This is a genomic window from Streptomyces sp. NPDC058086, from assembly GCF_042885015.1.
Classification (GTDB): Bacteria; Actinomycetota; Actinomycetes; order Streptomycetales; family Streptomycetaceae; genus Streptomyces.
Window position 1 is genome coordinate 186,177 of record NZ_JBHVST010000004.1, and the last position, 23,125, is coordinate 209,301.

General features: G+C 69.0%; 16 protein-coding genes, 1 tRNA gene and 5 pseudogenes. 13 read left to right on the forward strand and 9 right to left on the reverse strand.

What is annotated here, in order from left to right; translation table 11 throughout:
- Positions 1–44 precede the first annotated feature (44 nt).
- Both ACFVWD_RS04925 and ACFVWD_RS04930 read right to left on the reverse strand, forming a co-directional pair.
- The gene (locus ACFVWD_RS04925; RefSeq protein WP_389593989.1) at positions 45–1,436 is read right to left on the reverse strand and encodes an amidohydrolase family protein; all 1,392 of its coding nucleotides are present in this window, start codon (positions 1,434–1,436) and stop codon (positions 45–47) included.
- 144 nt (positions 1,437–1,580) lie between these two features.
- Positions 1,581–2,390, reverse strand: coding sequence for an Atu4866 domain-containing protein (locus ACFVWD_RS04930; RefSeq protein ID WP_389594049.1), 810 nt, complete (start codon positions 2,388–2,390; stop codon positions 1,581–1,583).
- Between the two features lie 304 nt (positions 2,391–2,694).
- On the opposite strand from ACFVWD_RS04930, the gene ACFVWD_RS04935 reads away from it, so the two are divergent.
- The 3 genes and pseudogenes from ACFVWD_RS04935 to ACFVWD_RS04945 all read left to right on the forward strand — a co-directional run.
- A complete protein-coding gene (locus ACFVWD_RS04935; protein WP_389593990.1) occupies positions 2,695–2,979 on the forward strand; it encodes an Atu4866 domain-containing protein in 285 nt (94 codons plus the stop codon).
- 157 nt (positions 2,980–3,136) lie between these two features.
- Positions 3,137–3,211 (forward strand): annotated as a pseudogene (locus tag ACFVWD_RS04940) (hypothetical protein); the annotation flags it as partial.
- Positions 3,212–3,248: 37 nt separating this feature from the next.
- Positions 3,249–3,646: pseudogene (locus ACFVWD_RS04945) on the forward strand (SDR family oxidoreductase); the annotation flags it as partial.
- Positions 3,647–3,716: 70 nt separating this feature from the next.
- On the opposite strand, the gene ACFVWD_RS04950 reads toward ACFVWD_RS04945, so the two are convergent.
- Both ACFVWD_RS04950 and ACFVWD_RS04955 read right to left on the reverse strand, forming a co-directional pair.
- Positions 3,717–4,592, reverse strand: coding sequence for a helix-turn-helix transcriptional regulator (locus ACFVWD_RS04950; RefSeq protein ID WP_389593991.1), 876 nt, complete (start codon positions 4,590–4,592; stop codon positions 3,717–3,719).
- 161 nt (positions 4,593–4,753) lie between these two features.
- A pseudogene (locus tag ACFVWD_RS04955) lies at positions 4,754–5,599 on the reverse strand (helix-turn-helix transcriptional regulator); the annotation flags it as partial.
- A 154-nt stretch (positions 5,600–5,753) separates the two neighbouring features.
- Here ACFVWD_RS04955 and ACFVWD_RS04960 point away from each other — a divergent pair.
- The 5 genes and pseudogenes from ACFVWD_RS04960 (at position 5,754) to ACFVWD_RS04980 (ending at position 10,680) form a co-directional block, all read left to right on the forward strand.
- Entirely contained in the window at positions 5,754–5,963 is a 210-nt protein-coding gene (locus ACFVWD_RS04960; RefSeq protein ID WP_389593992.1) for a hypothetical protein, read from the forward strand.
- Positions 5,939–6,534 (forward strand): annotated as a pseudogene (locus tag ACFVWD_RS04965) (SDR family NAD(P)-dependent oxidoreductase); the annotation flags it as partial. The gene ACFVWD_RS04960 and the pseudogene ACFVWD_RS04965, both read left to right, overlap by 25 nt.
- Positions 6,535–7,510: 976 nt before the next feature.
- Positions 7,511–8,389, forward strand: a pseudogene (locus tag ACFVWD_RS04970) (RNA repair domain-containing protein); the annotation flags it as partial.
- 648 nt (positions 8,390–9,037) lie between these two features.
- Positions 9,038–10,246: an Ig-like domain-containing protein gene (locus ACFVWD_RS04975; protein ID WP_389593993.1), complete on the forward strand. Its 1,209-nt coding sequence runs from the start codon at positions 9,038–9,040 to the stop codon at positions 10,244–10,246.
- A 20-nt stretch (positions 10,247–10,266) separates the two neighbouring features.
- Complete coding sequence (locus ACFVWD_RS04980; protein WP_389593994.1) at positions 10,267–10,680, forward strand: hypothetical protein; 414 nt, start codon at positions 10,267–10,269, stop codon at positions 10,678–10,680.
- 16 nt (positions 10,681–10,696) lie between these two features.
- On the opposite strand, the gene ACFVWD_RS04985 is transcribed toward ACFVWD_RS04980, so the two are convergent.
- Positions 10,697–10,781: transfer RNA gene (locus tag ACFVWD_RS04985), tRNA-Leu, on the reverse strand.
- Between the two features lie 208 nt (positions 10,782–10,989).
- Positions 10,990–11,451, reverse strand: coding sequence for a MarR family winged helix-turn-helix transcriptional regulator (locus tag ACFVWD_RS04990; RefSeq protein ID WP_389593995.1), 462 nt, complete (start codon positions 11,449–11,451; stop codon positions 10,990–10,992).
- Between the two features lie 61 nt (positions 11,452–11,512).
- On the opposite strand from ACFVWD_RS04990, the gene ACFVWD_RS04995 reads away from it, so the two are divergent.
- A complete protein-coding gene (locus tag ACFVWD_RS04995) occupies positions 11,513–12,448 on the forward strand; it encodes an LLM class flavin-dependent oxidoreductase (protein WP_389593996.1) in 936 nt (311 codons plus the stop codon).
- A 23-nt stretch (positions 12,449–12,471) separates the two neighbouring features.
- Here ACFVWD_RS04995 and ACFVWD_RS05000 read toward each other — a convergent pair whose 3' ends face one another.
- The 3 genes from ACFVWD_RS05000 to sucC form a co-directional block, all read right to left on the reverse strand.
- Entirely contained in the window at positions 12,472–14,025 is a 1,554-nt protein-coding gene (locus tag ACFVWD_RS05000) for an aldehyde dehydrogenase family protein (protein ID WP_389593997.1), read from the reverse strand.
- 239 nt (positions 14,026–14,264) lie between these two features.
- Complete coding sequence (sucD, locus tag ACFVWD_RS05005) at positions 14,265–15,164, reverse strand: succinate--CoA ligase subunit alpha (RefSeq protein WP_389593998.1); 900 nt, start codon at positions 15,162–15,164, stop codon at positions 14,265–14,267.
- A 14-nt stretch (positions 15,165–15,178) separates the two neighbouring features.
- A complete protein-coding gene (sucC, locus tag ACFVWD_RS05010) occupies positions 15,179–16,309 on the reverse strand; it encodes an ADP-forming succinate--CoA ligase subunit beta (protein WP_389593999.1) in 1,131 nt (376 codons plus the stop codon).
- Positions 16,310–16,489: 180 nt separating this feature from the next.
- Here sucC and ACFVWD_RS05015 point away from each other — a divergent pair, with 180 nt between their 5' ends.
- The 4 genes from ACFVWD_RS05015 (at position 16,490) to ACFVWD_RS05030 (ending at position 23,124) form a co-directional block, all read left to right on the forward strand.
- On the forward strand, positions 16,490–18,175 hold the full coding sequence (locus ACFVWD_RS05015) for a thiamine pyrophosphate-binding protein (RefSeq protein ID WP_389594000.1): 1,686 nt from the start codon (positions 16,490–16,492) through the stop codon (positions 18,173–18,175).
- 10 nt (positions 18,176–18,185) lie between these two features.
- Positions 18,186–19,463, forward strand: coding sequence for a formyl-CoA transferase (gene frc, locus ACFVWD_RS05020; RefSeq protein WP_389594001.1), 1,278 nt, complete (start codon positions 18,186–18,188; stop codon positions 19,461–19,463).
- 3 nt (positions 19,464–19,466) lie between these two features.
- Positions 19,467–21,611, forward strand: coding sequence for an acetate--CoA ligase family protein (locus ACFVWD_RS05025; protein ID WP_389594002.1), 2,145 nt, complete (start codon positions 19,467–19,469; stop codon positions 21,609–21,611).
- Positions 21,612–21,735: 124 nt separating this feature from the next.
- The gene (locus ACFVWD_RS05030; RefSeq protein ID WP_389594003.1) at positions 21,736–23,124 is read left to right on the forward strand and encodes an OFA family MFS transporter; all 1,389 of its coding nucleotides are present in this window, start codon (positions 21,736–21,738) and stop codon (positions 23,122–23,124) included.
- Position 23,125: the final 1 nt, after the last annotated feature.

Below are 23,125 nucleotides of genomic sequence, written 5' to 3' on the forward strand. Positions count from 1 at the left end.
GGCCGGGGACGATGGAGGGGAACGGTCGGATGGCGGGGAGATGCTCAGGCGGCCGGGGTGTTCAGCACGTACGCGCGCGAGGCGTGCACCTCGCTGCGCAGGGCGGGCAGGTTGACGTCGAGGACCTGTCCGTCCCATTTGCGGGGCTCGCCGTTGATGAGGACGGCGGTGATGTTGCGGGCGTCGGAGCCCAGCACGAGGGTGCCGATGGGGTCGTTGAGGGGCATGTTGTTGAGGTCCTCGGCCTGGACGACCAGCAGGTCGGCCTTCTTGCCCGGGGTGAGTGAACCGGTGACGCCGGCCAGGCCGTTGGTGCGGGCGCCCTGGAGGGTGGCGAAGTCGAGGACGTCGTGGGTGGTGATGCGGGAGGGCTGCTGGTCGGTGCCGTAGACGGCGTTGACCGCGCGCATCCGCTGGATGGCGTGCAGGGCCCGCATCTGCGTGAACATGTCGCTGGCGAGGGCGACTTCGACGTCGATGCTCAGGCCGGGGCGGATGCCGACGGACAGGGCCTCGTCGACGGCGGGGATCGCGGTCTCCAGGCCGATCTGTGCGTCGGACGTGGGGGCAAGGGCGACCGTGGTGCCGGTCTCACCCATCGCCTTCCATGCCTCGGAGGTCAGTCCGGTGGAGTGGATGAGGGTGACCTCGGGATTGAGAATGCCGTCCTTGGCCCAGCGCAGGACCGCTTCGGAGGAGGATGTGCCGAAGACGGCGTCCACGCTCACTCCGATGCCCAGGTCCTTTGCCACGCCGGCGAGTTCGGGACCGTAGGCGAGGGCCGGTCCGGCGATCTCGTCGGTGGCCAGGGTCGCCAGGCGCAGGGTGAGCAACTGGTCGTCGCTGCTGAAGTACTGGTCCTTGAGGCGGGTCAGGTCGCCGGGCCACTGCCGGTCCCACGCGCCGAAGTGCGGTCCCATGGAGGCGTGCACGCCGCGGATGCCGGTGTCGAGGAGGGCCTGGATGGCGGCGTCGGAGTGCTCGCGGGTGCGGGAGTTGTGGGAGAAGTCGAGCATGGTCGTGATGCCGCTGTCGATCGCGGTCAGCGCGGCCAGCCGGGTGCCGATGTACATGTCCTGGGGCCGGTAGACCGTGGCATAGCCGGCCAGGGTGGCCATGACGTAGCCGCCGAGGTCGTCGACGTCCGGCATGATCCGGCGCAGCTGGGCCTCCCAGGCGTGGCGGTGGGTGTCGACGAAGCCGGGGGCGAGGATCGTGCCCGTGGCGTCGACGACCACGGCGTCGCCCGCGCTCAGGCCGGGGCCGACCGCGGTGATCGTGTCGCCGTCGACAAGGAGGTCGCCGCGGTCGATGACACCGAGGCCGGGATCCATGGTGACGATGGTCGCGCCGGTGAACAGGATGCGCCGCCGGTCGGCGGGCCGACGCCGGAGCTCTTCGAGCACGGCGGCACTGGTGGTGACGTTGACGTTCATGAGGGGTCTTGTCTCCGAAAGGGTGAGAGGGCCGGGAGGTTAAGGGGGCCGGGAGGTGAAGGGGGCGGGGAGAGTGAGCGGCCGGAAGAGTGGGCCGTACGCCGGGGAAGGCGGAGAGGGCGCAGAGTGAGACCGGAGGGAGGGTCAGCCCAGCTTCATGACGTAACCCGCGTGGTGGAGTTCGTCGCCCTGGAACTCTCCGTAGGCCCAGAAGCCGAGGTCGTCCAGGTAGTCGATGCGGTCGCCGTCGATCCAGTACCGGCCCTGGTAGGCGTGCGGACGGCCGCCCCGGGTCTCGTCGTAGCGGCCGTCGGCGGTGAGCTCCTGGTGCAGGAAGTCGTTCTTGTCGATCCAGACGCCGACGCGCGGGCTGCCGGTCAGGTCGCCGGAGGCCGGGATGCCCGCCTCGGGGGCGGTGGCCCGGCCGGGGGCGTCGGTGCCGGCCCACAGGACGGGCCGACCGGCCGCGACGAGTGCGCCGACCTGCTCCGGCCGGGTCATGAGTGTGGCCACCGCGCTCGGCACATCGGCGGCGAACTCGTCGGGCACCACCAGGAAGTCGGGGGTGTTGCCCGGGGCCAGCGTCGCGACGTACTCCGAGCGGTGACCACGGCCGCCGGCCAGCGCGACGGTGTCCACGACCGCGGGGGCGATGGTCATGCCGGTGCAGTCGACGACGATCGCGTTGTCGTCCTGCGCCGCGGTGACGATGGCGGGGCCGACCCCTACGACCAGGGAGCCGACGAACAGCAGGTCGGCGCCGGTCATGGTCCCGATCAGCGGGTCCATCGTCAGGATACGGGCGTTGGTGAACAGGACGGGACGCCCCTCGTCGTTCGAGAGGATCTCGTCGAGGGCGTTGGGGTTCCAGCTCACGGTGTCGGTGCCGGTGCTGGTGTCGGTGTCGGTGCTGGTGTCGGTGTCGGTGCTGGTGTCGGTGTCGGTGTCGGTCATGCTCATTGCATGCTCCCCAGTGGAGTCGGCGGCTGTTCGGCAGCTACTGCGGCTGCCTGACCACCAGGTTCGTCTCGCGATGGCATCGGAACCAGGCCGCCGTGTCCCCAGGTGTCAGGCACCCACCATCCGTCCAGCCGCGTACGGCGGAGAGGACCTGGGGCGGTCTCGGGCGGCCCGCACCGCTGCCGCACCGCACGAAGAGCCCGGATGCTCGCGATACTGGGTGCGCGGCACCCAGGAAGCCCTCACCTGGGGAGACCGCGGCCTGGTTGTCACCGGCCGCCGGGCGGACCGTAGAGCCATGACCAGCAACGACACGCCCCGCGACCCGCACCCGTACGTCGGCATGTGGGTGACCGCGGACGGCTCCATCCGCCAGGAACTGCTGCCGAACGGCCGCTACGACGAGGCCCGCGGCAACCGTCAGAGCGCCTACACCGGCAGCTACGCCGTCACCGGCAACCACCTCGACTACGTCGACGACACCGGCTTCACCGCGACCGGCGACGTCCGCGACGGCGTTCTCTTCCACGAGCACCTGGTGCTCTACCGCGAGGGCGACGAACGCGCCCGGCGACGAGCCTGACCACGACCGAGATCCACAGTCCGGCCTCTGCACCCTCCGAACCTTGTTCCGCCCTTGACCGGCGGCCGACGCGGTTCGAGCAACGACTCGCCGCGTCGGCTGCTGCCCTGTGAAAGGCGTCTCGGCCATGACGATGTCCATGCCTACGTCCATGTCCATGTCCATCGGCCGGAAAGTCGTGCTGGTGACCGGCGCCAGCAGCGCCATCGGCGCGCCGACCGCCAAGCTGCTCGCCGAGCGAGGTCACCATGTCGTGCTCGGCGCCCGCACACATCCGCGGCGTACTGCACGGCATCGCGACCGCTCTGCCCCTCATGCAGACCCAGCACAGGGCAACTTCATCAATGTCGCCTCGATCGGCGCCCACCAGGTCTCCCCGACGGCAGCCGTCCACAACGCCACCAAGCACGCCGTGTGAGCCATCTCGGAAGGCCTGCGCCAGGAGGTCGGCGGCGACATCCGTGTCACCACCCTCTCCCCGGGCGTGACCGAGTCCCAACTCGCCGAGTCCATCTCCGACCCGGAGGGCCGCGAGCGGATGCGTGCCTACCGCAATGTCGCCATCCCGGCCTCGTCGGTCGCGGCGGCGATCGCGTTCGCCATGGACCAGCCTGCCGGTGTCGACGTCAGCGAGATCATCGTCCGTCCCGCGGCCGGCCAGACCTGAGCCGTTCGCTTACCTCGTCCTCGTCCTCGTCCTCTTCCTCGTCCCCGTCCCCGTGCGCGCCATGTCGAAGTCAGGTGTCGCTGAGAGCCCGGCTGGATACTTCCTGCCGAGTCCCTGCGGATTCCCCACGGTCGGCCCGGGAACGGAGTTCCACGAAGGCGGCCGCGGTGGAACTGGCGGGCTCGGCCTGGTAGACGACCAGTTGCTGATGCGGAGCACCGTTGACCGTGAATGCCGAGAACTGGATCTCCAGAGCACCGACCTCGGGATGTGCGAGGTTCTTCGCCTGCTGGGTCTTGCCCTTCACCTCGTGCCGTGCCCACAGTTCGGCGAATTCCGGGCTCTTCGAGCAGAGCGTGCCGACGACCTCGGTGATCCGCGGGGAATCGAGGTCGTATCCGTAGGCCGCGCGGATTTCGGCGACGCAGGAGTTCGCGGCCTTCTCCCAGTCCCGGTAGAAGCTGCGCCCGGCCGGGTCGAGGAAGACCATGCGGGCCAGGTTGTCGAACCGCTGGAATCCGCTGTGCAGGGCCGCGGCGAGCGCGTTGTGCGCCAGGACGTCCAGGGCAGGTCCCAGAACGAAGGCGGGGGTGTCGGGCCAGCTGTCGAGCAGCCGGAGGAGCTGGGGGCTGATCCTGTCGTGCCCGGCGGAAGTGCTACGGCGTTCCTGAGGTGCCCTGGTGAGTCTGCGCAGGTGGTCGAGTGCCTCGTCGTCGAGGTGGAGGGCGGCGGCGACCGCGTCGATCACCTGCGGCGAGGGGCTGGTCTCGCGGCCCTGTTCCAGGCGCATGTAGTAGTCGGAGCTCACACCCGCGAGCATGGCGACCTCCTCGCGGCGCAGCCCCGGTACCCGCCTGCGGCCGTGCTCCGGCAGACCCACGTCCTGCGGCTTGAGCGCTTCACGCCGTGCTCTGAGGAACTCTCCCAAGGGAGTGCCGTCGCTCATGAACCCCACCTCATCATGATCCGGGTCATGGCGTCATTCTCCTTCGCGTCCGCCCGGATGGGGAGTCGTGATCCTGGCCCTGGCACACCCAGGAAACACCTGGCCAGCTCGTACGCGGTCTCAGTCGGTGCCCATCGTGGTGTCCTGCGCGGGGCCGGGGCCGGGCCGGGGCCGGCGCTCAACGAGCCGAGCAGGGCGAGGGCGTCGGCGGACGTGCTGACCGGTTCGGCCTGGTGGACGATGAGCTGCTGGGTAGGGGCGCTGTTGACGGTGAACGCCTCGTAGTGCAGTTCCAGGTCGCCGACCTGGGCGTGGTGGGAGAGCTTGGCCTCGCGGGTCTTGCCGCGTACGTCGTGGCGGGCTCACAGAACGCGGAAGTCGGCGCTCTTCATGGACAGTTCACCGACGAGCTCCCGCAACCGCGGGTCTTCGGGGTCGATGCCGGCCGCCCGGCGCAGGGTGGCCACACTCGATTCGGCGGCGCGGTCCCAGTCACGGTGGAAGCGGTGCGCGGCGGGGTCCAGGAACGTCATGCGCAGCAGGTTGTCGGAGGGGGTGAAGTCGGCGTACAGGGCGTCTGCGAGCCGGTTGCGGGCCAGGACGTCCAGGGCGTGGCCGAGGACGAAGGCGGGTGTGTCGCTCCAGGTGTCGAGGAGTCGCCGCAGGTGCGGGGCGACGCGTTCGACGCGGGGCGCGCGGCGCGTACGGCGGGCGGTCGGGGTGGCCACCCGGTACAGGTGGGCCACCGCTTCGTCGTCCAGTCGCAGAGCTCGCGCGACGGCTTCGAGTACCTGCTGGGACGGGTGCCGTTCGCGGCCCTGTTCCAGGCGCATGTAGTAGTCGGCGCTCACCCCGGCGAGCGTTGCGACCTCTTCGCGGCGCAGACCGGGCACCCTGCGGCGGCCGGACGTGGGAAGTCTCGAGTCTTCCGGGCGCAGTTGGGCACGCCGTGCGCGGAGGAAACCTCCCAGCGCGTTCTCGGCGACGGGGTCCTTGTCTGTGCCCATATGCCGGGGGTCCATATGCCGGGGTCCATATGTCGAGGCTAGGGCTCCGCGGCGCCTTGTTGCGGGGGCGAAGGGGGCGCGCTTCACCTGGGAGTCCGGCACCCTGGACAATCGCGACCTGGTTGTTTCACCGGCGTCTCACCACGGTGGATGCATGACCTCCGTATCTGCCTCTCGCGCAGTGCACGGGCCCGTCACGGGCAGAGCGCATGCCACCATCCCCACGGTGTTGGTCCTGCTGGTGCTGTGCGCTTCGCACTTGGCCGTCTCCGGCGTCCCCGACCGTGACCAGGGGCTCGCGGGCGCGCTGCTCATCCCGCTCCGCACGCCCACGGCGCACAACACCCCGGCGCGGTCCCGCTGATCGGCGACATCGCCAAGGAGGAGACCGCCGTACAGGCCGTGGATGCCGCGATCAACGCATTCGGCGGCCTGGACATCCTGATCAACAACGCCGGCCGGACCCTCAACAGGCCCGTCACCGAGACCACCGCCGAGGACTGGGACACCATCATGGGCGTCAACGCCCGCGGTTCCTTCTTCTTCGCCCGCGAGGCGTTCCGCGTGATGAAGGAACATGGAGGCGGCGCGATCGTCAGCACCGGCTCCTGCACGAGCACCGTCGCGTTGCCGGAGGGAGCCGCCTCCAGCGCGTCCAAAGGCGCTCTGGCCCAGCTCACCAAGGTCCTCGCGGTGGAGGGCGGCCCGTTGGACATCCGCGCCAACATCGTTGCCGCCGTGTCATCGAGACCGACTTCCTGGACACCTTCCGCCCGGACAGCCGCAGCTACCTGGCCTCCTTCGGCGACGCGCAGCCCCTGGGCCGCGTCGCCCAGCCCGAGGAGATCGCCGAAGTCCTGTGCTTCCTGGCCTCACCGCGCTCCAGCTTCGTCACCGGCGCGGTCGTGGCCGCCGACGGAGGCTTCACCGCCATCCGACATCTGCACCATCTGATACCTGGCCTGCCGCAACGACAAAGCACCCACACCCGGCCAGAAGCCGGAGGTGGGTGCCAGTTCGCCCTGCTGCCCACGAAACGAGCCCATGGGCAATGATGTGTTATGTGTGTCCGAGGGGCGAGTTGACCACTGACGATACGGTCGTGGTCGCGCAAGGGAAGCTGCTTTGACGGAGTGTCAACGCATCCTGAAGAGTGGTGCTCTGACATTGCGTCACATCACTGCTGCCTTCATGGCCCGGGCGGCGTGAGGGGATGGGCGGATGGTCTACGCGATATTCGGGACCCGAGTGGACCTGCTCAGAGCGGTCTGCGACGCCTGCGGATGGACCGAGCGGAGCGGCGCGCGCACGGCCGCCGGCTTCGCGGCAGCCGTCCAGCCGGCAGAGAACCATCTCAGCTCGCATCACCGCGTCCGCTACGTCAAACGCACTGACGGCAGTGGGGCGGTCCCGATGGCGTCGCGCGTGGTCACGATCGGCTTCCGGAGCGTCGGTATGTGGAAGTCCGCCTGTGCCCAATGCGGCGCTGGTGCCTGGTCCGAGAGCGGCCAGCACGTCCACCTCGAGACCGTCCACCGCGTCACCCCAGGCACCCACGCCTTCGGTAAACGCTTTGGGCAGCGCCATGGTCGCTCCTGCGCGCTCCGGAGGCGAGCCCAAGCGGTCACTGGAGCGAGGAAGACCTGAACGCCCCGGGACCCGACCGCCTCATCGCACCGGGAAGGCCCGGGATCTGCCACAGGTGGATCACAACGCGAAGCCCCCGCCTGAGGGATGCCGACGCTGCAACAAAGATCAGCCGGTGGCCGTTCGTCTGTGCGGGCCTCGGCCTACGCCGGCTTCATCACGTACCGCACCCGTTGGGCCGCGTTGCGTGAGGATGGACGGTCTGGAACAGGGTGAGCGGCACCCTGGAGGAGTAGAGGGTGTAACGGCGGTCGAGGAGGCGTGATGCGAACCAGCGACGAGATCTATCACTGGATCCGCTGGGACCCACGATTCGACCCGGCCCGGTTCGTGCTGGTGATCAGTCAGCGCCGGGATGCCTGCAAACGCATCCCACTGCCTTACTTCGTGCCGGGAGGCGACATCCCGTGGCACCGGGTGGTGTTTATCGAGGCGGACGGCGAGGTGGTCTGGGACCGGGCCACGGGGGTGGACCGCATCGACGCGTCGGGCGCCGGTCGGTTGCGGGACCCGCAAGCGGACCTGAGCTTCGACACGAACTCCGACAGGGGCGAGCCCGCCGGCGGCCTCGACGTGTCCCCGACAGCCCGCACGGCGGTGGCCTGGATCCCGCCTGCGGAGCTGTGGCCGCCGATCCAGGACGTCCGCCGGGACTACGATCCGCAGATCCACCGCTGGCCGCCGCACGTCAATGTGCTCTTCGGCTTCGTGCCGGAGTCCGACTTCGAGCGGGCCGCCCCGCCGCTCGCCGCGGCGACGGCCGAGACTCCGGTCTTCACCGCACGGCTGGACGGGGTGCGCACCTTCCGGCACAGGACGTACTTCACCGTGTGGCTCGACCCGGCGGCAGCCGGCAAGGCGCCCTGGGCGGACCTGCACCACGTACTGCAGCAGCGGTTCCCGCGCTGTCGTGGGCCCGCCAAGAACTTCACCCCGCATCTGTCCTTGGGCCGGACCCGGGATCTGCGGCGAGTCAGCACCGACTGCGCCACCCGACTCGACGCCATGACGGCGACAGTCTGGGAACTCGTCCTGCTCTCTCGCAGGGGCCACGGTCCGATGCAGCCACGGGCCACGGTCGCCCTGCGCACGGGCGAGGTCCGCTGGCTGCCCGCACCCGGCCTCGAAGCACCGGGTCCAGAGGAGACGACATGGCTCTCCGAGATCACCGACAGGTGAGGCCGTGGCCGGGTGGGACGAAAAGCCGCCGGGGATTCAGGTCGTCCGGGCAAAGTGTCCGAGCCGCCGCTGACGAGTATGCCGTGCTCGCGTCTCCATCCCACCAGCCCGTGCTCGCCGAGCAGTTGGCGCCGGCGCCGATGGCCACCCCAGTCCCGGCGATCTCCCACCCCGCAGCCAGGAGATCTCCCTGACCTCGATCCCGCAGTCAGGACCCTGACCGCGGACACACCCCAGACAGAAAGGATCACCACCAGCCAGCCCGAAGCCTGCGCCACGACCTCGGTCCGGGGTCCGCTCCGGCGTCGAGGCGGCCTGGCAGCGGGTCAGGCGCCGGTCACGTCGAGGCCCCTCGCTTCCGTGTCGCTGTACGGCCTGCGCCGATCGGCGAGAGCAGATCGACTACGCGCCATCCGGCCGTCGAGCAGAGCCCCGGCGAGACTCTCGCAACAAGTGGCATTCGCCACAATTCACCCCCTTCGGGACGGATGAATGCATAAAAATAGTTCTTTAAAGCCGGTTGCACTCCTCCGGTAACCAGCTCCAGGGATTCAACGACCAGCGTCACGGGAGAAGCGTTTGATCACGGCACGTAAGCGAAGCACCGGGCTGATGGCTACGGCCGGCGTACTCGGCGGCGTACTCGCACTCACGGCCCTCGGCGGTACCAGCAACGCCGCCACCAGCGGCGACGCCGTCGGGAATCAGCCGAAATCGCAGACGCAGGAAAATCAGGCGGGCACCCAGGACGCTTCCGACGCCCGAATAAAGATCACGCCCGGGCAGGGTGCCTACGGCGTCGGAATCAACGGCCCTGCCAAAGTCACGGTCAGCAACGGCACGCTCACCAAGGTGACCATGACCGCCGTCGCGACCGGTGCCGAGATTCCGGGCACCCTGTCCGCGGACGGCACGTCCTGGAAGTCGAACGGCCGGCTGGAGCGGGCCGCCAGATACCAGGTCGCCGCAGAGGCCCAGGACGCCAAGGGCCGGTCCGTCACCGGGAACGCCACGATCACCACGGTCTCCCCGGCCAACGACTTCATCGGGCACCTCTCCCCCGAGGACGGCTCGACCGTCGGCGTGGGCATGCCGGTGACGGTCTCCTTCGGCAAGGCGATCAGCGACAAGGCCGCTGTGGAGTCGGAGATCCAGGTCAGCTCCAGCAGCGGGCAGCGGATCGTCGGCCACTGGTTCAACGACGACCGTCTGGATTTCCGCCCCGAGAACTACTGGAAGCCCGGCTCCACCGTCACCGTCAAGCTCACCCGCCACGGCATCCAGAAGACGGTCACGTTCAAGATCGGCCGGAGCCAGATCAGCACGGTCGACGCCAGGACGAAGCATATGACCGTCGTACGGGACGGCAAGACGATCAAGACCATCCCGATCTCGTCCGGCAGCCCCGAGCACCCGACGTACAACGGTCGGATGGTCATCTCCGAGAAGTTCAGGCAGATCCAGATGAACGGTGCGAGCGTCGGCCTCATGAAGGAGGACGGCAAGCCCGCGTACGACATCAACGACGTACCGCACGCCATGCGCCTGACCGACTCGGGCACGTTCATCCACGGCAACTACTGGGGTGCAGACTCAGTCTTCGGCAAGGTCAACACCAGCCACGGCTGCGTGGGCCTGAAGGACGTCAAGGGCGGCGGCGACGGCAAGCAGCCCGCCGCGTGGTTCTTCGACAACTCGATGATCGGTGACGTCGTGGTTGTCAAGAACTCCGCGGACAAGACCATGCTGGCCCCGGACAACGGCCTCAGCGACTGGAACATGCCGTGGAACGAGTGGGTCGCGGGCAGCACGTCCGGCTGACGCCACGTCACTCCACGCGCATGAACCCGAATCCCTTCCGCCAGGCGGCGGCCGACACCATGTCGGCCGCCGCCTGCGGCGTCAGAGCGCCTGAATGGCCCTCGACCCGGGGAGCCCTTTGGAGCAGTCACAGCGGGCCAGGGTGGACCCGGCTGTCGTCACAGTGGCTCAACGCAGCGCAGCAGGACAAAGTGGCGGCGCAGAAGAAACTCGACGCGCTCCCCACCCTCACCCGGAAGAAGGAATCCCCGCTCGACGCCCAGCAGATCCGAGAGATCACCGACAGTCTTGGAGACATTGCACAGCGCATCCACACAACCGACGCTGACAAGAAAGGCCCACTCTACGAAGCCCTGAGCATCACCATCGGTTACGAACGCGCAAAGAGGACCGCGACCGTAAGGTCGAGGCCCTCATCACCGTATCGTCAGTGATTGTTGTTTGTGATTGTGTCCGAGGGGGGACTTGAACCCCCACGCCCGATAAAGGGCACTAGCACCTCAAGCTAGCGCGTCTGCCATTCCGCCACCCGGACTAGGTGTCTGCCGCCTGGCCGGAGGTGTTCCCCGCGGCGACATGGACAACAATACCAAGGTTTCGGAGTGCCTTTCACCTGCATATCCAGGCTGTGGGAGCGGCTGCGCGAGGCCGAACGAGGGGGCATCAAGCCGCTTACCGCGGGTGATCAGACGGCCACCGAGGGTCCCCCGGACGGGGAGCCGAAGAGCCCCGGACCCGTACCGTCACTCCGCGATCCGACGCTCCTCCACCACCAGGATCTGCAGGGCCCGTACGAACGTGGCCGCCGCTTCCTCGTCCAGCGGGGCGAGGAAGCGGCGCTCCATATCCCGGCGCGCACGCTCGGCCCGGTCGAGGCAGTCCCGGCCCACGGGCGTCAGCTCCACGATGTTCTTGCGCCGGTCCTGCGGACTGCGGCGCCGCTCGACCAGCCCCTGATCCTCCAGGCCATCGATGAGCGCCACCATCGTGGTGCGGTCGACGCCGAGCCGTCCGGCCACCTCGACCTGGGACAACGGGTACTCGGCGGCGAGCACCGCCAGCACGGCGAGCTCATGGCCGTCGATCCCGAAGGGCGCCAGCGCCTCCACGGACGCCCGCGCCAGCCGCTGCTGGGCGTGCTTGAGCAGATAGCCGAGCCGGGACTCAAGGGGCACGGGAGGTACGGAAGAGCGCTCACCGGTCATGCCCAGAACTGTACCCAAAACTGATTGTCAGTACTGCTGATGATTTACTAAGCTGACCGATATGAGCGATCAACGTGTGCGCTTCGGTATCAAGACCACCCCCATGCATGTCTCCTACGACGACATCCGCCGCGTCTGGCAGGAGGCCGACGCCCTGCCCGAGATCGAGGACGCCTGGCTCTGGGACCATCTGCTTCCGCTCCGCGGCCCCAAGGACGGCCAGATCCATGAGAGTTGGACGCTGCTCAGCGCCCTTGCCGCCCAGACCGAGCGGCTGCGGCTCGGGCTCCTCGTCACCAGCAACCGCATCCGCCCGCCCGCCGTCCTCGGGAAGATCGCCTCGACCGTGGACGTGATCTCCGGCGGTCGGCTGGTCATGGGCATCGGTGTCGGCGGCACCCATCAGCCGCCCGGCGCGGGCGGGATCGCCGGCGAGAATCCGGCGATCGCCGAGTACGAGGCGTACGGGCTCTCCCTCGTCCCGCCGGGCGAGGGGGTCGCCCGGCTCGGCGAGACGGTCGAGATCCTGCGCCGGATGTGGACGCAGGACGACCCCTTCGACTTCGAGGGGCGTTACTACCGGCTGCGTGGCACGCGGAACGAGCCCAAGCCGGTGCAGCGGCCCGGGCCACCCCTGCTGATCGGCGGCTGGGGGACTCGACTGCTGCGGCTCGTCGCCGAGCAGGCCGACATCTGGAACGTCCCCGGACCGCCGCACAACGACGTCGAGTTCGTCGCCGAGCGCGGTCGGGTGCTGGACGCGCACTGTGCGGACATCGGACGGGATCCGCGTGAGATCACCCGTTCCGTACAGGTCGTCGTCTCGTACGACGATCCCGCCGCCACCCGTGCCACCGTCGCCGATCTCATCGGCATCGGGGTGAACCATGTCGTGCTCAGTCTGCCCCAGCCCTACCCGACGGGTGTCGCCCGCTGGCTGGTGGACGAGATCATCGAAGGAGTCCGCAGGAGTCCGAGAGAGCGGGCGGCGCCCTGAAGCGGGTACCGCCCACCCTCATCTCACGGAACGAGCTGATACTCGGGGAAGTTGCCCGGCAGCCGCTCCCCCGCCGGCCCCTGCGTGACGGCGCGCACGAGCAGCTCGCCGCCGACGAAGGCGCCGCGCCAGGACGCACCGAGGCCGCCGAAGAGCTCGTCGCGGTCGCCGCGGGAGCGGGGCTTTCCGCGGCCGACCTTGAACGCGCGGATCTGCGGGGCCAGTCGGGTGTACGTCGCCTCGTCGTCCGTGGACAGCGTGGCGACGAGCGCGCCGTTCGATGCGTTCATCGCGGCGAGCAGCTCCGCCTCGGTGTCGACCAGGACGATGGTGTCGACCGGGCCGAAGGGCTCCGCGTGGTGCAGCGGTGAGGACGGCGGCGGGTTCAGGAGCGTGACCGGTTGGACGTACGCCGCCGTGTCCTGGCCGGGCAGGAAGCGTGCGTCGGTCAGCCTGCCGCGGTGCAGCGGGACGGCGCCGCGGTCGATGGCCTCCGCCACCTGGTCGTGCAGTTCCTTCGCCTTGGCCGCGTTGATGACGGGCCCGAAGTCCAGCGCGGGGTAGGGGTCTTCGGGGTGCTCGACGGCCAGTGGGTGACCGACCCGCAGGGTGCGGACGGCGGGGAGGTAGGCGGCGAGGAACTCGTCGAACAGCGAGCGCTGGACGACGAAGCGCGGGTAGGCGGTGCAGCGCTGCTTGCCGTAGTCGAAGAGCTTGGGGATGACGGCCGTCAGTGCGTCCCAGTCCGTGTGGTTCCAGATGCCCCAGGTGTTGAGTCCCTCCTGTTCGAGTACATGCCGCTTGCCGAGGTCGGCGACGGCGGTGGCCACCGCGGCGCCCGTGTCACGGCCGCCGACGAAGGAGACGCAGCCGATCTCGGGCGCGCGGACCAGTGCCTCCGACAGCTCGCCTCCGCTGCCGCTGACGAGGGTGACGGGGATCCCTTCGCGTGCGGCGAGCGCGCCGGCCAGGGTGAGGCAGGCGACGCCGCCGTCGGTCGGGGTCTTGGCGATGACCGCGTTCCCTGCCAATGCCTGTACCAGCATTGCGTGAACGAGCACGCTCATCGGGTAGTTCCAGCTCGCGATGTTGGACACGGGCCCCTCGAGCGGAGCCCGGCCGTCCACCATGGGCTCGATGCCGTCGACGTACCAGCGCACGCCGTCGATCGCCCGGTCCACGTCGGCCTGCGCGAGCCGCCAGGGCTTGCCGATCTCCCAGACGAGGAGGAGGGCGAGCAGCTCGCGATGCTCGGTCAGGGCGTCGAGGGTGGCCGCGACGCGCGCCCGTCGTTCGGCGAGCGGGACGTGGCGCCAGGCCCGGTGCTGGTCGAGTGAGGCCCGTACGGCCTGGTGAGCGGTTGCGGCGTTCAGGCGGGGCGGGCCAGCGATGGGGCTTCCGTCGACCGGACTGGTGGCGGGCAGTGCCCGGCCGTCCGCCCGCCAGGAGGCGTCCCAGAGATTGAGGACGCGGTCCTCCTGGAACGCCTCGGGGGCGACGGCGAGGCAGCGCTGCCAGGCGTCGTCCCAGGACGTACCGGACTTCAGGACGAGGGGGGTGTTGAGGGTGGATGCCATTCGGATGTCTCCGCTCTCGGTGCACAGTCGGGGGCGGGAGGTGCCTGGCTCCTGCCGAGCTGCATGGTGCACGGGCCCGGACGAGGAGTGGTCGCATCCGTGCGGAGGAGGACGGTGGTCGCGTCCGCACGGAGGGAAGGGTTCGTACGCGATGGGTGGTCGCGTACGTACGGAGGAAGGTACTGAGGAGGCTCCGCTCGTGACAGTCACCTCACATCAACTATGAGTGACGTCTCATCTCACCCCTGTGTGGCGACACGCTCCGATGCCAACCGGGTCAGCACCAGCCGGGCCGTCTCGGTCGGTGTGCCGCCCACCCGTACTCCGGCCGCCTCGAGGGCCTCCTTCTTGGCCTGTGCGGTGCCCGACGAGCCGGAGACGATCGCGCCCGCGTGGCCCATCGTCTTGCCCTCGGGCGCGGTGAAACCGGCGATGTAGGCGACGACGGGCTTGGTGACGTGGTCGCGGACGTACGCGGCGGCCCGCTCCTCCGCGTCGCCGCCGATCTCGCCGATGAGGACGACGAGTTCGGTGTCGGGGTCGTCCTGGAAGGCGGCCAGGCAGTCGATGTGTGTGGTGCCGACGACGGGGTCGCCGCCGATGCCCACGCACGTCGAGAACCCGATGTCGCGGAGTTCGTGCATGAGTTGGTACGTCAGTGTGCCCGACTTGGACACCAGGCCGATGCGCCCCGGCTTGGTGATGTCGGCGGGGATGATGCCCGCGTTCGACTGCCCCGGAGTGATCAGGCCCGGGCAGTTGGGGCCGATGACGCGGGTGCCCTTCGTGGCGGCGTACGCATGGAAGGCGACGGAGTCGTGGACGGGGATGCCCTCGGTGATGACGACGGCGAGCCCGATGCCCGCGTCGGCGGCCTCGGCCACCGCGGCCTTGGCGAACGCGGGCGGTACGAACACGACGGTGACGTCGGCGCCGGTCGCCGCCATCCCCTCGCGCACCGAGCCGAAGACGGGCACCGCCCGGTCGTCGAAGTCGACGGTCCGGCCCGCCTTGCGCGGGTTGACCCCGCCGACGACGTCCGTGCCGGCGGCGAGCATCCGCCGGGTGTGCTTCATGCCCTCGCCACCGGTCATGCCCTGGACGAGAACCTTGCTCTCCTTGGTGAGGAAGATGGCCATGTCCTGTTCCTCCTTCAGCCGGCGGTGGCGAGTCGGGCCGCGCGGTGTGCGGCGTCGTCCATGGTGGTGGCCTGCTGGACCAGGGGGTGCGCGCGTCCGTCGAGGATGGCGCGGCCGCGGACGGCGTTGTTGCCGTCGAGGCGGACCACGAGGGGTTTGGTCAACCGCACGGTCTCCAGCGCCCGCACGATGCCGTCGGCGACCGCGTCGCAGGCCGTGATGCCGCCGAAGACGTTGACGAAGACGGATTTCACGGCCGGGTCGGAGAGGATCACGGAGAGGCCGTCGGCCATGATCTGGGCGGAGGCTCCGCCGCCGATGTCGAGGAAGTTGGCGGGGCGTGCGCCGCAGCCCGCGACCACGTCGAGCGTCGACATGACGAGGCCCGCGCCGTTGCCGATGATGCCGACCTCGCCGTCCAGTTTGACGTAGTTGAGGCCCTTGGCCGCGGCAGCCGCCTCGAGGGGGTCGTCGTGCCCTGCCTCCTGCTCACCCCAACGTGCCTGACGGAAGCGGGCGTTGTCGTCGAGGGTGACCTTGCCGTCCAAAGCGAGGATCTGCCCCCGGGCGGTGCGTACGAGGGGGTTCACCTCGACGAGCACGGCGTCCTCTCGGGTCAGCACCCCCCAGAGGCGTACGAGAACGTCGACGGACTCCGGGGGCAGCCCCGCGGCCTCGGCGATCTCGGTCGCCTTCGCCGAGGTGACACCCTCGGCCGGGTCGACGAGGACACGCGCCACCGCCTCCGGGCGGCTCGCGGCCACCTCCTCGATCTCCATGCCGCCCTCGGCCGACGCGATCGCGAGGAAGCGTCCGGCGGCGCGGTCGAGGACGTAACTGACGTAGAACTCGCTCTCGATGTCGACCGGTTGGGCCAGCATCACCTTGCCGACCGTGTGGCCCTTGATGTCCATGCCGAGAATCTGACGCACCGTGAGCTCGGCGGCGGCCGGGTCGGCGGCGAGTTTGACGCCACCCGCCTTGCCGCGTCCACCGGTCTTCACCTGGGCCTTTACGACGACTCGGCCGCCGAGCCGGCGGGCGATCGCGCGTGCTTCCTTGGGCGAGTCCGTGACCTCGGCCCTCGGCACCAAGATGCCGTGTTCCTCGAAGAGTTCCCTTGCCTGGTGCTCGTACAGGTCCATCACCGGCTCCTGACTGCTGTGTCTGTCCGGGGAGCGACCCCCAGACCCCGGGAAAATGCCGCACGCCCCCTGGACACCACCCACCGGATGCGGGATAACAAGCTTCATACAGTATTCGTCGACTGTATGCAATGTACCGCGAGAGCGTTCCAACCCCCTACGAAGGGACAGGACTTCGCCATGCCCGACGACATCAGCCAGGACTCCATCTCCGGTGGGCATCTGGTCGCCAAGGCACTCAAAGCAGAAGGTGTGGAGGTCATCTACACCCTGTGCGGCGGCCACATCATCGACATCTACGACGGCTGCGTCGACGAAGGCATAGAGGTCGTCGACGTCCGTCACGAACAGGTCGCCGCCCACGCCGCCGACGGCTACGCACGCATCACCGGCAAGCCCGGATGCGCCGTCGTCACGGCAGGTCCCGGTACGACCGACGCCGTGACGGGCGTCGCGAACGCCTTCCGCGCCGAGTCCCCGATGCTGCTCATCGGCGGCCAGGGGGCGCACACCCAGCACAAGATGGGGTCCCTGCAGGACCTGCCGCACGTCGACATGATGACGCCGATCACCAAGTTCGCGGCGACGGTGCCGGACACGGCGCGCGCCGCCGACATGGTGTCGATGGCGTTCCGGGAGTGCTTCCACGGCGCGCCCGGCCCCTCCTTCCTGGAGATCCCGCGCGATGTCCTGGACGCCAGGGTGCCGGTGGAGAAGGCCCGGATCCCGGCCGCCGGCCACTACCGGGCCTCGACCCGCTCGGCCGGTGACCCCGAGGCGATCGAGAAGCTCGCCGACCTCCTCGTCCACGCCGAGAAGCCCGCGATCCTGCTGGGCAGCCAGGTGTGGACGACGCGCGGTACCGCGTCCGCCATCGAGCTCGTCCGCACCCTCAACATCCCGGCGTACATGAACGGCGCCGGGCGCGGCACGCTGCCGCCCGGGGACCCGCACCACTTCCAGCTCTCGCGCCGGTACGCCTTCTCCAACGCCGATGTCATCGTCATCGTGGGTACGCCCTTCGACTTCCGCATGGGCTACGGCAAGCGGCTCTCCCCGGACGCGACCGTCGTGCAGATCGACCTCGACTACCGGACCGTCGGCAAGAACCGGGACATCGACCTCGGAATCGTCGGCGACGCGGGTCTGATCCTGAAGTCGGTCACCGAAGCGGCCTCAGGGCGTCTCAACGGCGGCGCGTCCAAGCGCAAGGAGTGGCTGGACGAGCTGCGGGCCGCCGAGCAGACGGCCATCGACAAGCGGCTGCCCAGCCTGAAGTCGGACGCCTCGCCGATCCACCCGTACCGCCTGGTCAGCGAGATCAACGACTTCCTGACCGAGGACTCGATCTACATCGGGGACGGCGGCGACATCGTCACCTTCTCCGGGCAGGTGGTCCAGCCCAAGTCCCCTGGGCACTGGATGGACCCGGGCCCGCTCGGGACGCTCGGCGTCGGCGTCCCGTTCGTGCTCGCGGCCAAGCAGGCACGGCCGGACAAGGAGGTCGTCGCCCTCTTCGGGGACGGCGCCTTCTCCCTCACCGGCTGGGACTTCGAGACCCTCGTCCGCTACAACCTCCCCTTCGTCGGCATCGTCGGCAACAACTCCTCCATGAACCAGATCCGTTACGGCCAGGCCCAGAAGTACGGCCTGGAACGCGAGCGGGTCGGCAACACCCTCGGTGACGTCCACTACGACAAGTTCGCGCAGATGCTGGGCGGTTACGGCGAGGAGGTCCGCGATCCCGCCGACATCGGCCCGGCGCTCCAGCGTGCCCGGGAGTCGGGCAAGCCGTCGCTGATCAACGTCTGGGTCGACCCGGACGCGTACGCCCCCGGAACCATGAACCAGACGATGTACAAGTGAGGTGCCCCCGATGACCCCGATCACCCCGATGACCCCGATGACCCCGATCGCAGGAACGTCGACCAAGGCTCTCGAAGGCGTCCGTGTCCTCGACATGACGCACGTCCAGTCGGGTCCGTCCGCCACGCAGCTGCTGGCCTGGCTGGGCGCGGACGTCGTCAAGCTGGAGGCGCCGACCGGTGACATCACCCGCAAGCAACTGCGCGACCTCCCCGACGTCGACTCCCTCTACTTCACGATGCTCAACTGCAACAAGCGGAGCATCACCCTCAACACCAAGACCGAGCGCGGCAAGGAGATCCTCACCGAACTGATCCGGCGCTCCGACGTCATGGTCGAGAACTTCGGACCGGGCGCGGTCGACCGCATGGGTTTCACCTGGGACCGCATCCAGGAGATCAATCCGCGGATCGTCTATGCCTCCATCAAGGGGTTCGGGGACGGTCCGTACACCAACTTCAAGGCGTACGAGGTCGTCGCGCAGGCCATGGGCGGGTCGATGTCGACCACCGGTTTCGAGGACGGGCCGCCGCTGGCGACGGGAGCCCAGATAGGCGACTCGGGCACGGGCGTGCACGCCGTGGCGGGGATTCTCGCGGCGCTGTACCAGCGGGAGAACACCGGGCGCGGGCAGCGGGTCAACGTGGCCATGCAGCATGCCGTGCTCAACCTCTGCCGGGTGAAGTTGCGCGATCAGCAGCGACTGACACATGGCCCGCTCGCTGAATATCCCAACGACGACTTCGGCGTCGAGGTTCCCCGCTCCGGCAACGCGTCCGGCGGCGGCCAGCCGGGCTGGGCGGTCAAGTGCGCGCCGGGCGGCCCCAACGACTACGTGTACGTCATCGTGCAGCCCGTCGGCTGGAAGCCGATCACCGAGCTCATCGGCCGGCCGGAGCTGGCGGACGACCCCGAGTGGGCGACCCCGGAGGCCCGGCTGCCACAGCTCACCAAGATGTTCCAGCTCATCGAGGAATGGTCGGCCACGCTCCCCAAGTGGGAGGTGCTGGAGAAGCTCAACGCCCACAACATCCCGTGCGGCCCCATCCTGTCCACCAAGGAGATCATCGAGGACGAGTCGCTGGTCGCCAACGAGATGGTCGTGACGGTGCCGCACCCCGAGCGGGGCGAGTTCGTGACCGTGGGCAGCCCACTGAAGCTCTCCGACTCCCCCGTGGACGTGACCAGTTCGCCGCTGCTCGGCGAGCACAACGAAGAGGTCTACATCGGCGAGCTCGGCCTCGGCGACGAGGAGCTGCACCTGCTCAAGTCGAACGGAGTGATCTGAGTGATGGCCGAAGACCGGGTGCTGAGGGTGCGCACACTCCTCGACGCCGTGCGGGCCGAGGGGCGGACCGCGCTCACCGCGCCCGAGGGAAAGGTGATCGCCGACGCGTACGCGATCGCCGTACCGGGCGAGGAACTGGCGACGGACGTCGACGAGGCGGTGGCATACGCGGCGCGCTTCGGCGGGCCCGTCGTGATGAAGATCGTCTCGCCGGACATCCTGCACAAGACCGACGCCGGCGGTGTGATCGTGGGCGTGGAGGGCGCGGCGGACGTACGTGCCGCCTTCCACAAGATCGTCGATAACGCGCGAGCCTACGACCCGCGGGCCCGCATCGAAGGCATCCAGGTCCAGGAACTGCTCCCCCAGGGACAGGAGGTCATCGTCGGCGCGGTGACCGACCCGACGTTCGGGAAGGTCGTCGCCTTCGGGCTCGGCGGGGTGCTGGTGGAGGTCCTGAAGGACGTCACCTTCCGGCTCGCCCCCGTGGACGCCGACGAGGCGCTGTCGATGCTGGACTCGATCAGGGCGGCCGAGATCCTGCGCGGGGTGCGTGGCGCGCCGCCGGTGGACCGGTGGGCGATCGCCGAGCAGATCCGCCGGGTCTCCGAACTCGTCGCGGACTTCCCCGAGATCGCCGAGGTGGACCTCAACCCGGTGATCGCCACTCCGGAGGGCGCGGTCGCCGCGGACATCCGCGTGATCCTCGCGGACTCGGTCCCCAAGGAGCGGCGCAAGTACACGCGCGAGGAGATCCTCACGTCCATGCGGCGGCTGATGGAGCCCTCGTCCGTGGCCGTGATCGGCGCCTCCAACGAGCAGGGCAAGATCGGCAATTCGGTCATGTGCAACCTCGTCGACGGGGGCTTCTCCGGCGAGATCCACCCGGTGAACCCCAAGGCCGATGACATTCAGGGCCGCAAGGCGTACAAGAGTGTCACCGACGTTCCCGGTGAGGTGGATGTGGCGGTCTTCGCGATCCCCGCCAAGTTCGTGGCCTCGGCCCTGGAGGAGGTGGGACGCAAGGGGATCCCCAACGCCGTACTGATCCCCTCCGGGTTCGCGGAGACCGGCGAGCACGAGCTCCAGGACGAGATCGTGGCCATCGCCGAGCGGCACGGCATCCGGCTGCTCGGGCCGAACATCTACGGTTACTACTCGACGTGGCAGGACCTGTGTGCCACGTTCTGCACACCGTACGACGTGAAGGGCGGCGTCGCGCTCACCTCGCAGTCCGGTGGCATAGGAATGGCCATCCTGGGCTTCGCGCGCACTACGAAGACGGGTGTTTCCGCGATCGTCGGGCTCGGCAACAAGTCGGACCTCGACGAGGACGACCTGCTCACCTGGTTCGGTGAGGACCCGCACACCGAGTGCATCGCGATGCATCTGGAGGACCTGAAGGACGGCCGCGCCTTCGTGGCGGCGGCGCGCGCGACGGTCCCCAAGAAGCCGGTCGTCGTCCTGAAGGCGGGGCGTACGGCCGCCGGGGCGAAGGCCGCCGGCTCGCACACGGGCGCGCTCGCGGGCGACGACGCCGTGTACGAGGACATCCTGAAGCAGGCCGGCGTGATCCGGGCTCCCGGGCTGAACGAAATGCTGGAGTACGCGCGCGCGTTGCCAGTGCTTCCCACCCCCAAGGGCGACAACGTCGTCATCATCACGGGCGCGGGCGGCAGTGGTGTGCTCCTGTCCGACGCGGTGACGGACAACGAACTGTCCCTGATGGAGATCCCGCCGGACCTGGACGCGTCCTTCAGGGCCTTCATCCCGCCCTTCGGGGCCGCGGGCAACCCGGTGGACATCACCGGGGGCGAGCCGCCGTCGACGTACGAGGCGACGATCCGGCTGGGCCTGGAGGACCCGCGCATCCACGCCCTCGTCCTCGGCTACTGGCACACCATCGTGACCCCGCCCATGGTCTTCGCCGAGCTCACCGCGCGCGTGGTGGCCGAATTCCGTGAGCGCGGCATCGAGAAGCCCGTGGTGGCGTCGCTCGCGGGTGACGTCGAGGTCGAGGAGGCCTGCCAGTACCTGTACGAGCGGGGGGTCGTGGCGTACCCGTACACGACGGAGAAGCCGGTGGCCGTGCTCGGCGCGAAGTATCGCTGGGCGCGGGCTGCGGGCCTGTTGGGGGGCGGTTCATGAGGTGAACCAGGGCGGGGACGGCCGACGGTGCGCGTCGGCCGCCCCCAGGACCCGTGCGCACACGAAAGGCATTTGGACAGGGGGCGCTGGCCAGAGCTTTCGACGCAAGGGGTGCTGAACCGACATGACAACCACCGACCTATCGACATCCGTCCCCTACAGGGAGGTGACGGATCGCAACGGCCGCCTGTACCGCATCGGTGAGACCGATCGGGACATCATGGGGCGACCACGCTGGACCATGGTGCTCTTCCCCTGGATGGGGATGCTGGGCATCAGCTCCTCGGAGTACGCGTTCACCTCCGCCGAGGACACCCTGCACGACGCCCATCTCTGGGGCAGTGGGCACATCTTCTGGCTGATGGGCGTCTGGATATTCTTCCAGGCCGCCGTCGCCTTCCCGGCCGGGCAACTGCGTGAGAGCGGACGGCTGCCCGCGCGGTACGCCATGATGCTCGGCGCGCTGGGCACGGTCCTGGGGTACCTCTCCCTGGCGTTCGCGCCGCACGTGACCGTCGCGTACATCGGCTTCGGCATGTTCAGCGGCATCGGCGCCGGCCTGGTGTACGCGACCTGCGTGAACATGGTCGGCAAGTGGTATCCGGAGCGCAAGGGCGGCAAGACGGGCCTGGTCAACGGCGGTTTCGCCTACGGCTCGGTGCCCTTCGTCTTCCTGTTCACCTCGTACATGGACCTCGGCAACTACCAGGGCGTCCTGGTGACGGTGGGCCTGGTCTGCTGTGCCGTGGTCGCCTTCGGGGGCTGGTTCTTCAAGGACCCGCCCAAGGGCTGGTGGCCCCCGCACGTGGACCCGCTGAAGGTGTCCGACGACCCGAGGATCCGCCGGGCGCTGGAGAAGAACCCGCCCGCCGTGAAGCAGTACACCCCCAAGGAGGCCGCCCGTACGCCCGTTCTCTGGATGATGTGGTTCTGTCTGCTGTGCACCGCCGGGATCAACATCTTCGGCATCGCCTTCCAGGTGCCGTTCGGCAAGGACATGGGATTCGCGGGCGGGATCGTGGCCACCGCGATGTCCCTGAAGGCGATCGTCAACGGCACGGGTCGCGGCGTGATCGGCTGGATCTCCGACCGCTTCGGACGCCGCAACACTCTGATCATCGTCTGTCTGGTGCTGGGCTCCGCCCAGTTCGGGGTGCTGGTCTCCGGCCAGATGGGCAGCATGCCGTTCTTCCTGTTCTGCTCCATGGTCTCCGGATTCGGCGGCGGGGCGATCTTCCCGCTGTTCGCGGCCATGACGGCGGACTACTTCGGCGAGAACAACAACGCGTCCAACTACGGAATGGTCTACAGCTCGAAGCTGATCTCGGGCCTCGTGGGCTCGGGCATGGGCGCGGTCGTGGTCGGCGCGTGGGACTACCACGGGGCCTTCGTGCTCGCGGGCTCCATCGGCCTCGCCTCCGCCGTGCTGGCGCTGTTCCTCAAATCACCGGACCGGCCGAAGGCCCGGAGCATCGTCCCCAACCCGCAACCGCTCGGCGAGGAGATGGCGTGAC

Coding starts and splice junctions, on each gene's coding strand:
- ACFVWD_RS04935 (WP_389593990.1), top strand. CDS start 2,695: ATGACCAGCAACGACACGCCCCGCGACCCGCACCCGTACGTCGGCATG.
- frc (WP_389594001.1), top strand. CDS start 18,186: ATGACCCCGATCACCCCGATGACCCCGATGACCCCGATCGCAGGAACG.
- sucC (WP_389593999.1), bottom strand. CDS start 16,309: ATGGACCTGTACGAGCACCAGGCAAGGGAACTCTTCGAGGAACACGGC.
- ACFVWD_RS04990 (WP_389593995.1), bottom strand. CDS start 11,451: ATGACCGGTGAGCGCTCTTCCGTACCTCCCGTGCCCCTTGAGTCCCGG.
- ACFVWD_RS04995 (WP_389593996.1), top strand. CDS start 11,513: ATGAGCGATCAACGTGTGCGCTTCGGTATCAAGACCACCCCCATGCAT.
- ACFVWD_RS04980 (WP_389593994.1), top strand. CDS start 10,267: ATGAACCCGAATCCCTTCCGCCAGGCGGCGGCCGACACCATGTCGGCC.
- ACFVWD_RS05030 (WP_389594003.1), top strand. CDS start 21,736: ATGACAACCACCGACCTATCGACATCCGTCCCCTACAGGGAGGTGACG.
- ACFVWD_RS05015 (WP_389594000.1), top strand. CDS start 16,490: ATGCCCGACGACATCAGCCAGGACTCCATCTCCGGTGGGCATCTGGTC.
- ACFVWD_RS04950 (WP_389593991.1), bottom strand. CDS start 4,592: ATGAGCGACGGCACTCCCTTGGGAGAGTTCCTCAGAGCACGGCGTGAA.
- ACFVWD_RS05025 (WP_389594002.1), top strand. CDS start 19,467: ATGGCCGAAGACCGGGTGCTGAGGGTGCGCACACTCCTCGACGCCGTG.
- ACFVWD_RS04925 (WP_389593989.1), bottom strand. CDS start 1,436: ATGAACGTCAACGTCACCACCAGTGCCGCCGTGCTCGAAGAGCTCCGG.
- sucD (WP_389593998.1), bottom strand. CDS start 15,164: ATGGCCATCTTCCTCACCAAGGAGAGCAAGGTTCTCGTCCAGGGCATG.
- ACFVWD_RS04960 (WP_389593992.1), top strand. CDS start 5,754: ATGACCTCCGTATCTGCCTCTCGCGCAGTGCACGGGCCCGTCACGGGC.
- ACFVWD_RS05000 (WP_389593997.1), bottom strand. CDS start 14,025: ATGGCATCCACCCTCAACACCCCCCTCGTCCTGAAGTCCGGTACGTCC.
- ACFVWD_RS04930 (WP_389594049.1), bottom strand. CDS start 2,390: ATGACCGACACCGACACCGACACCAGCACCGACACCGACACCAGCACC.
- ACFVWD_RS04975 (WP_389593993.1), top strand. CDS start 9,038: ATGGCTACGGCCGGCGTACTCGGCGGCGTACTCGCACTCACGGCCCTC.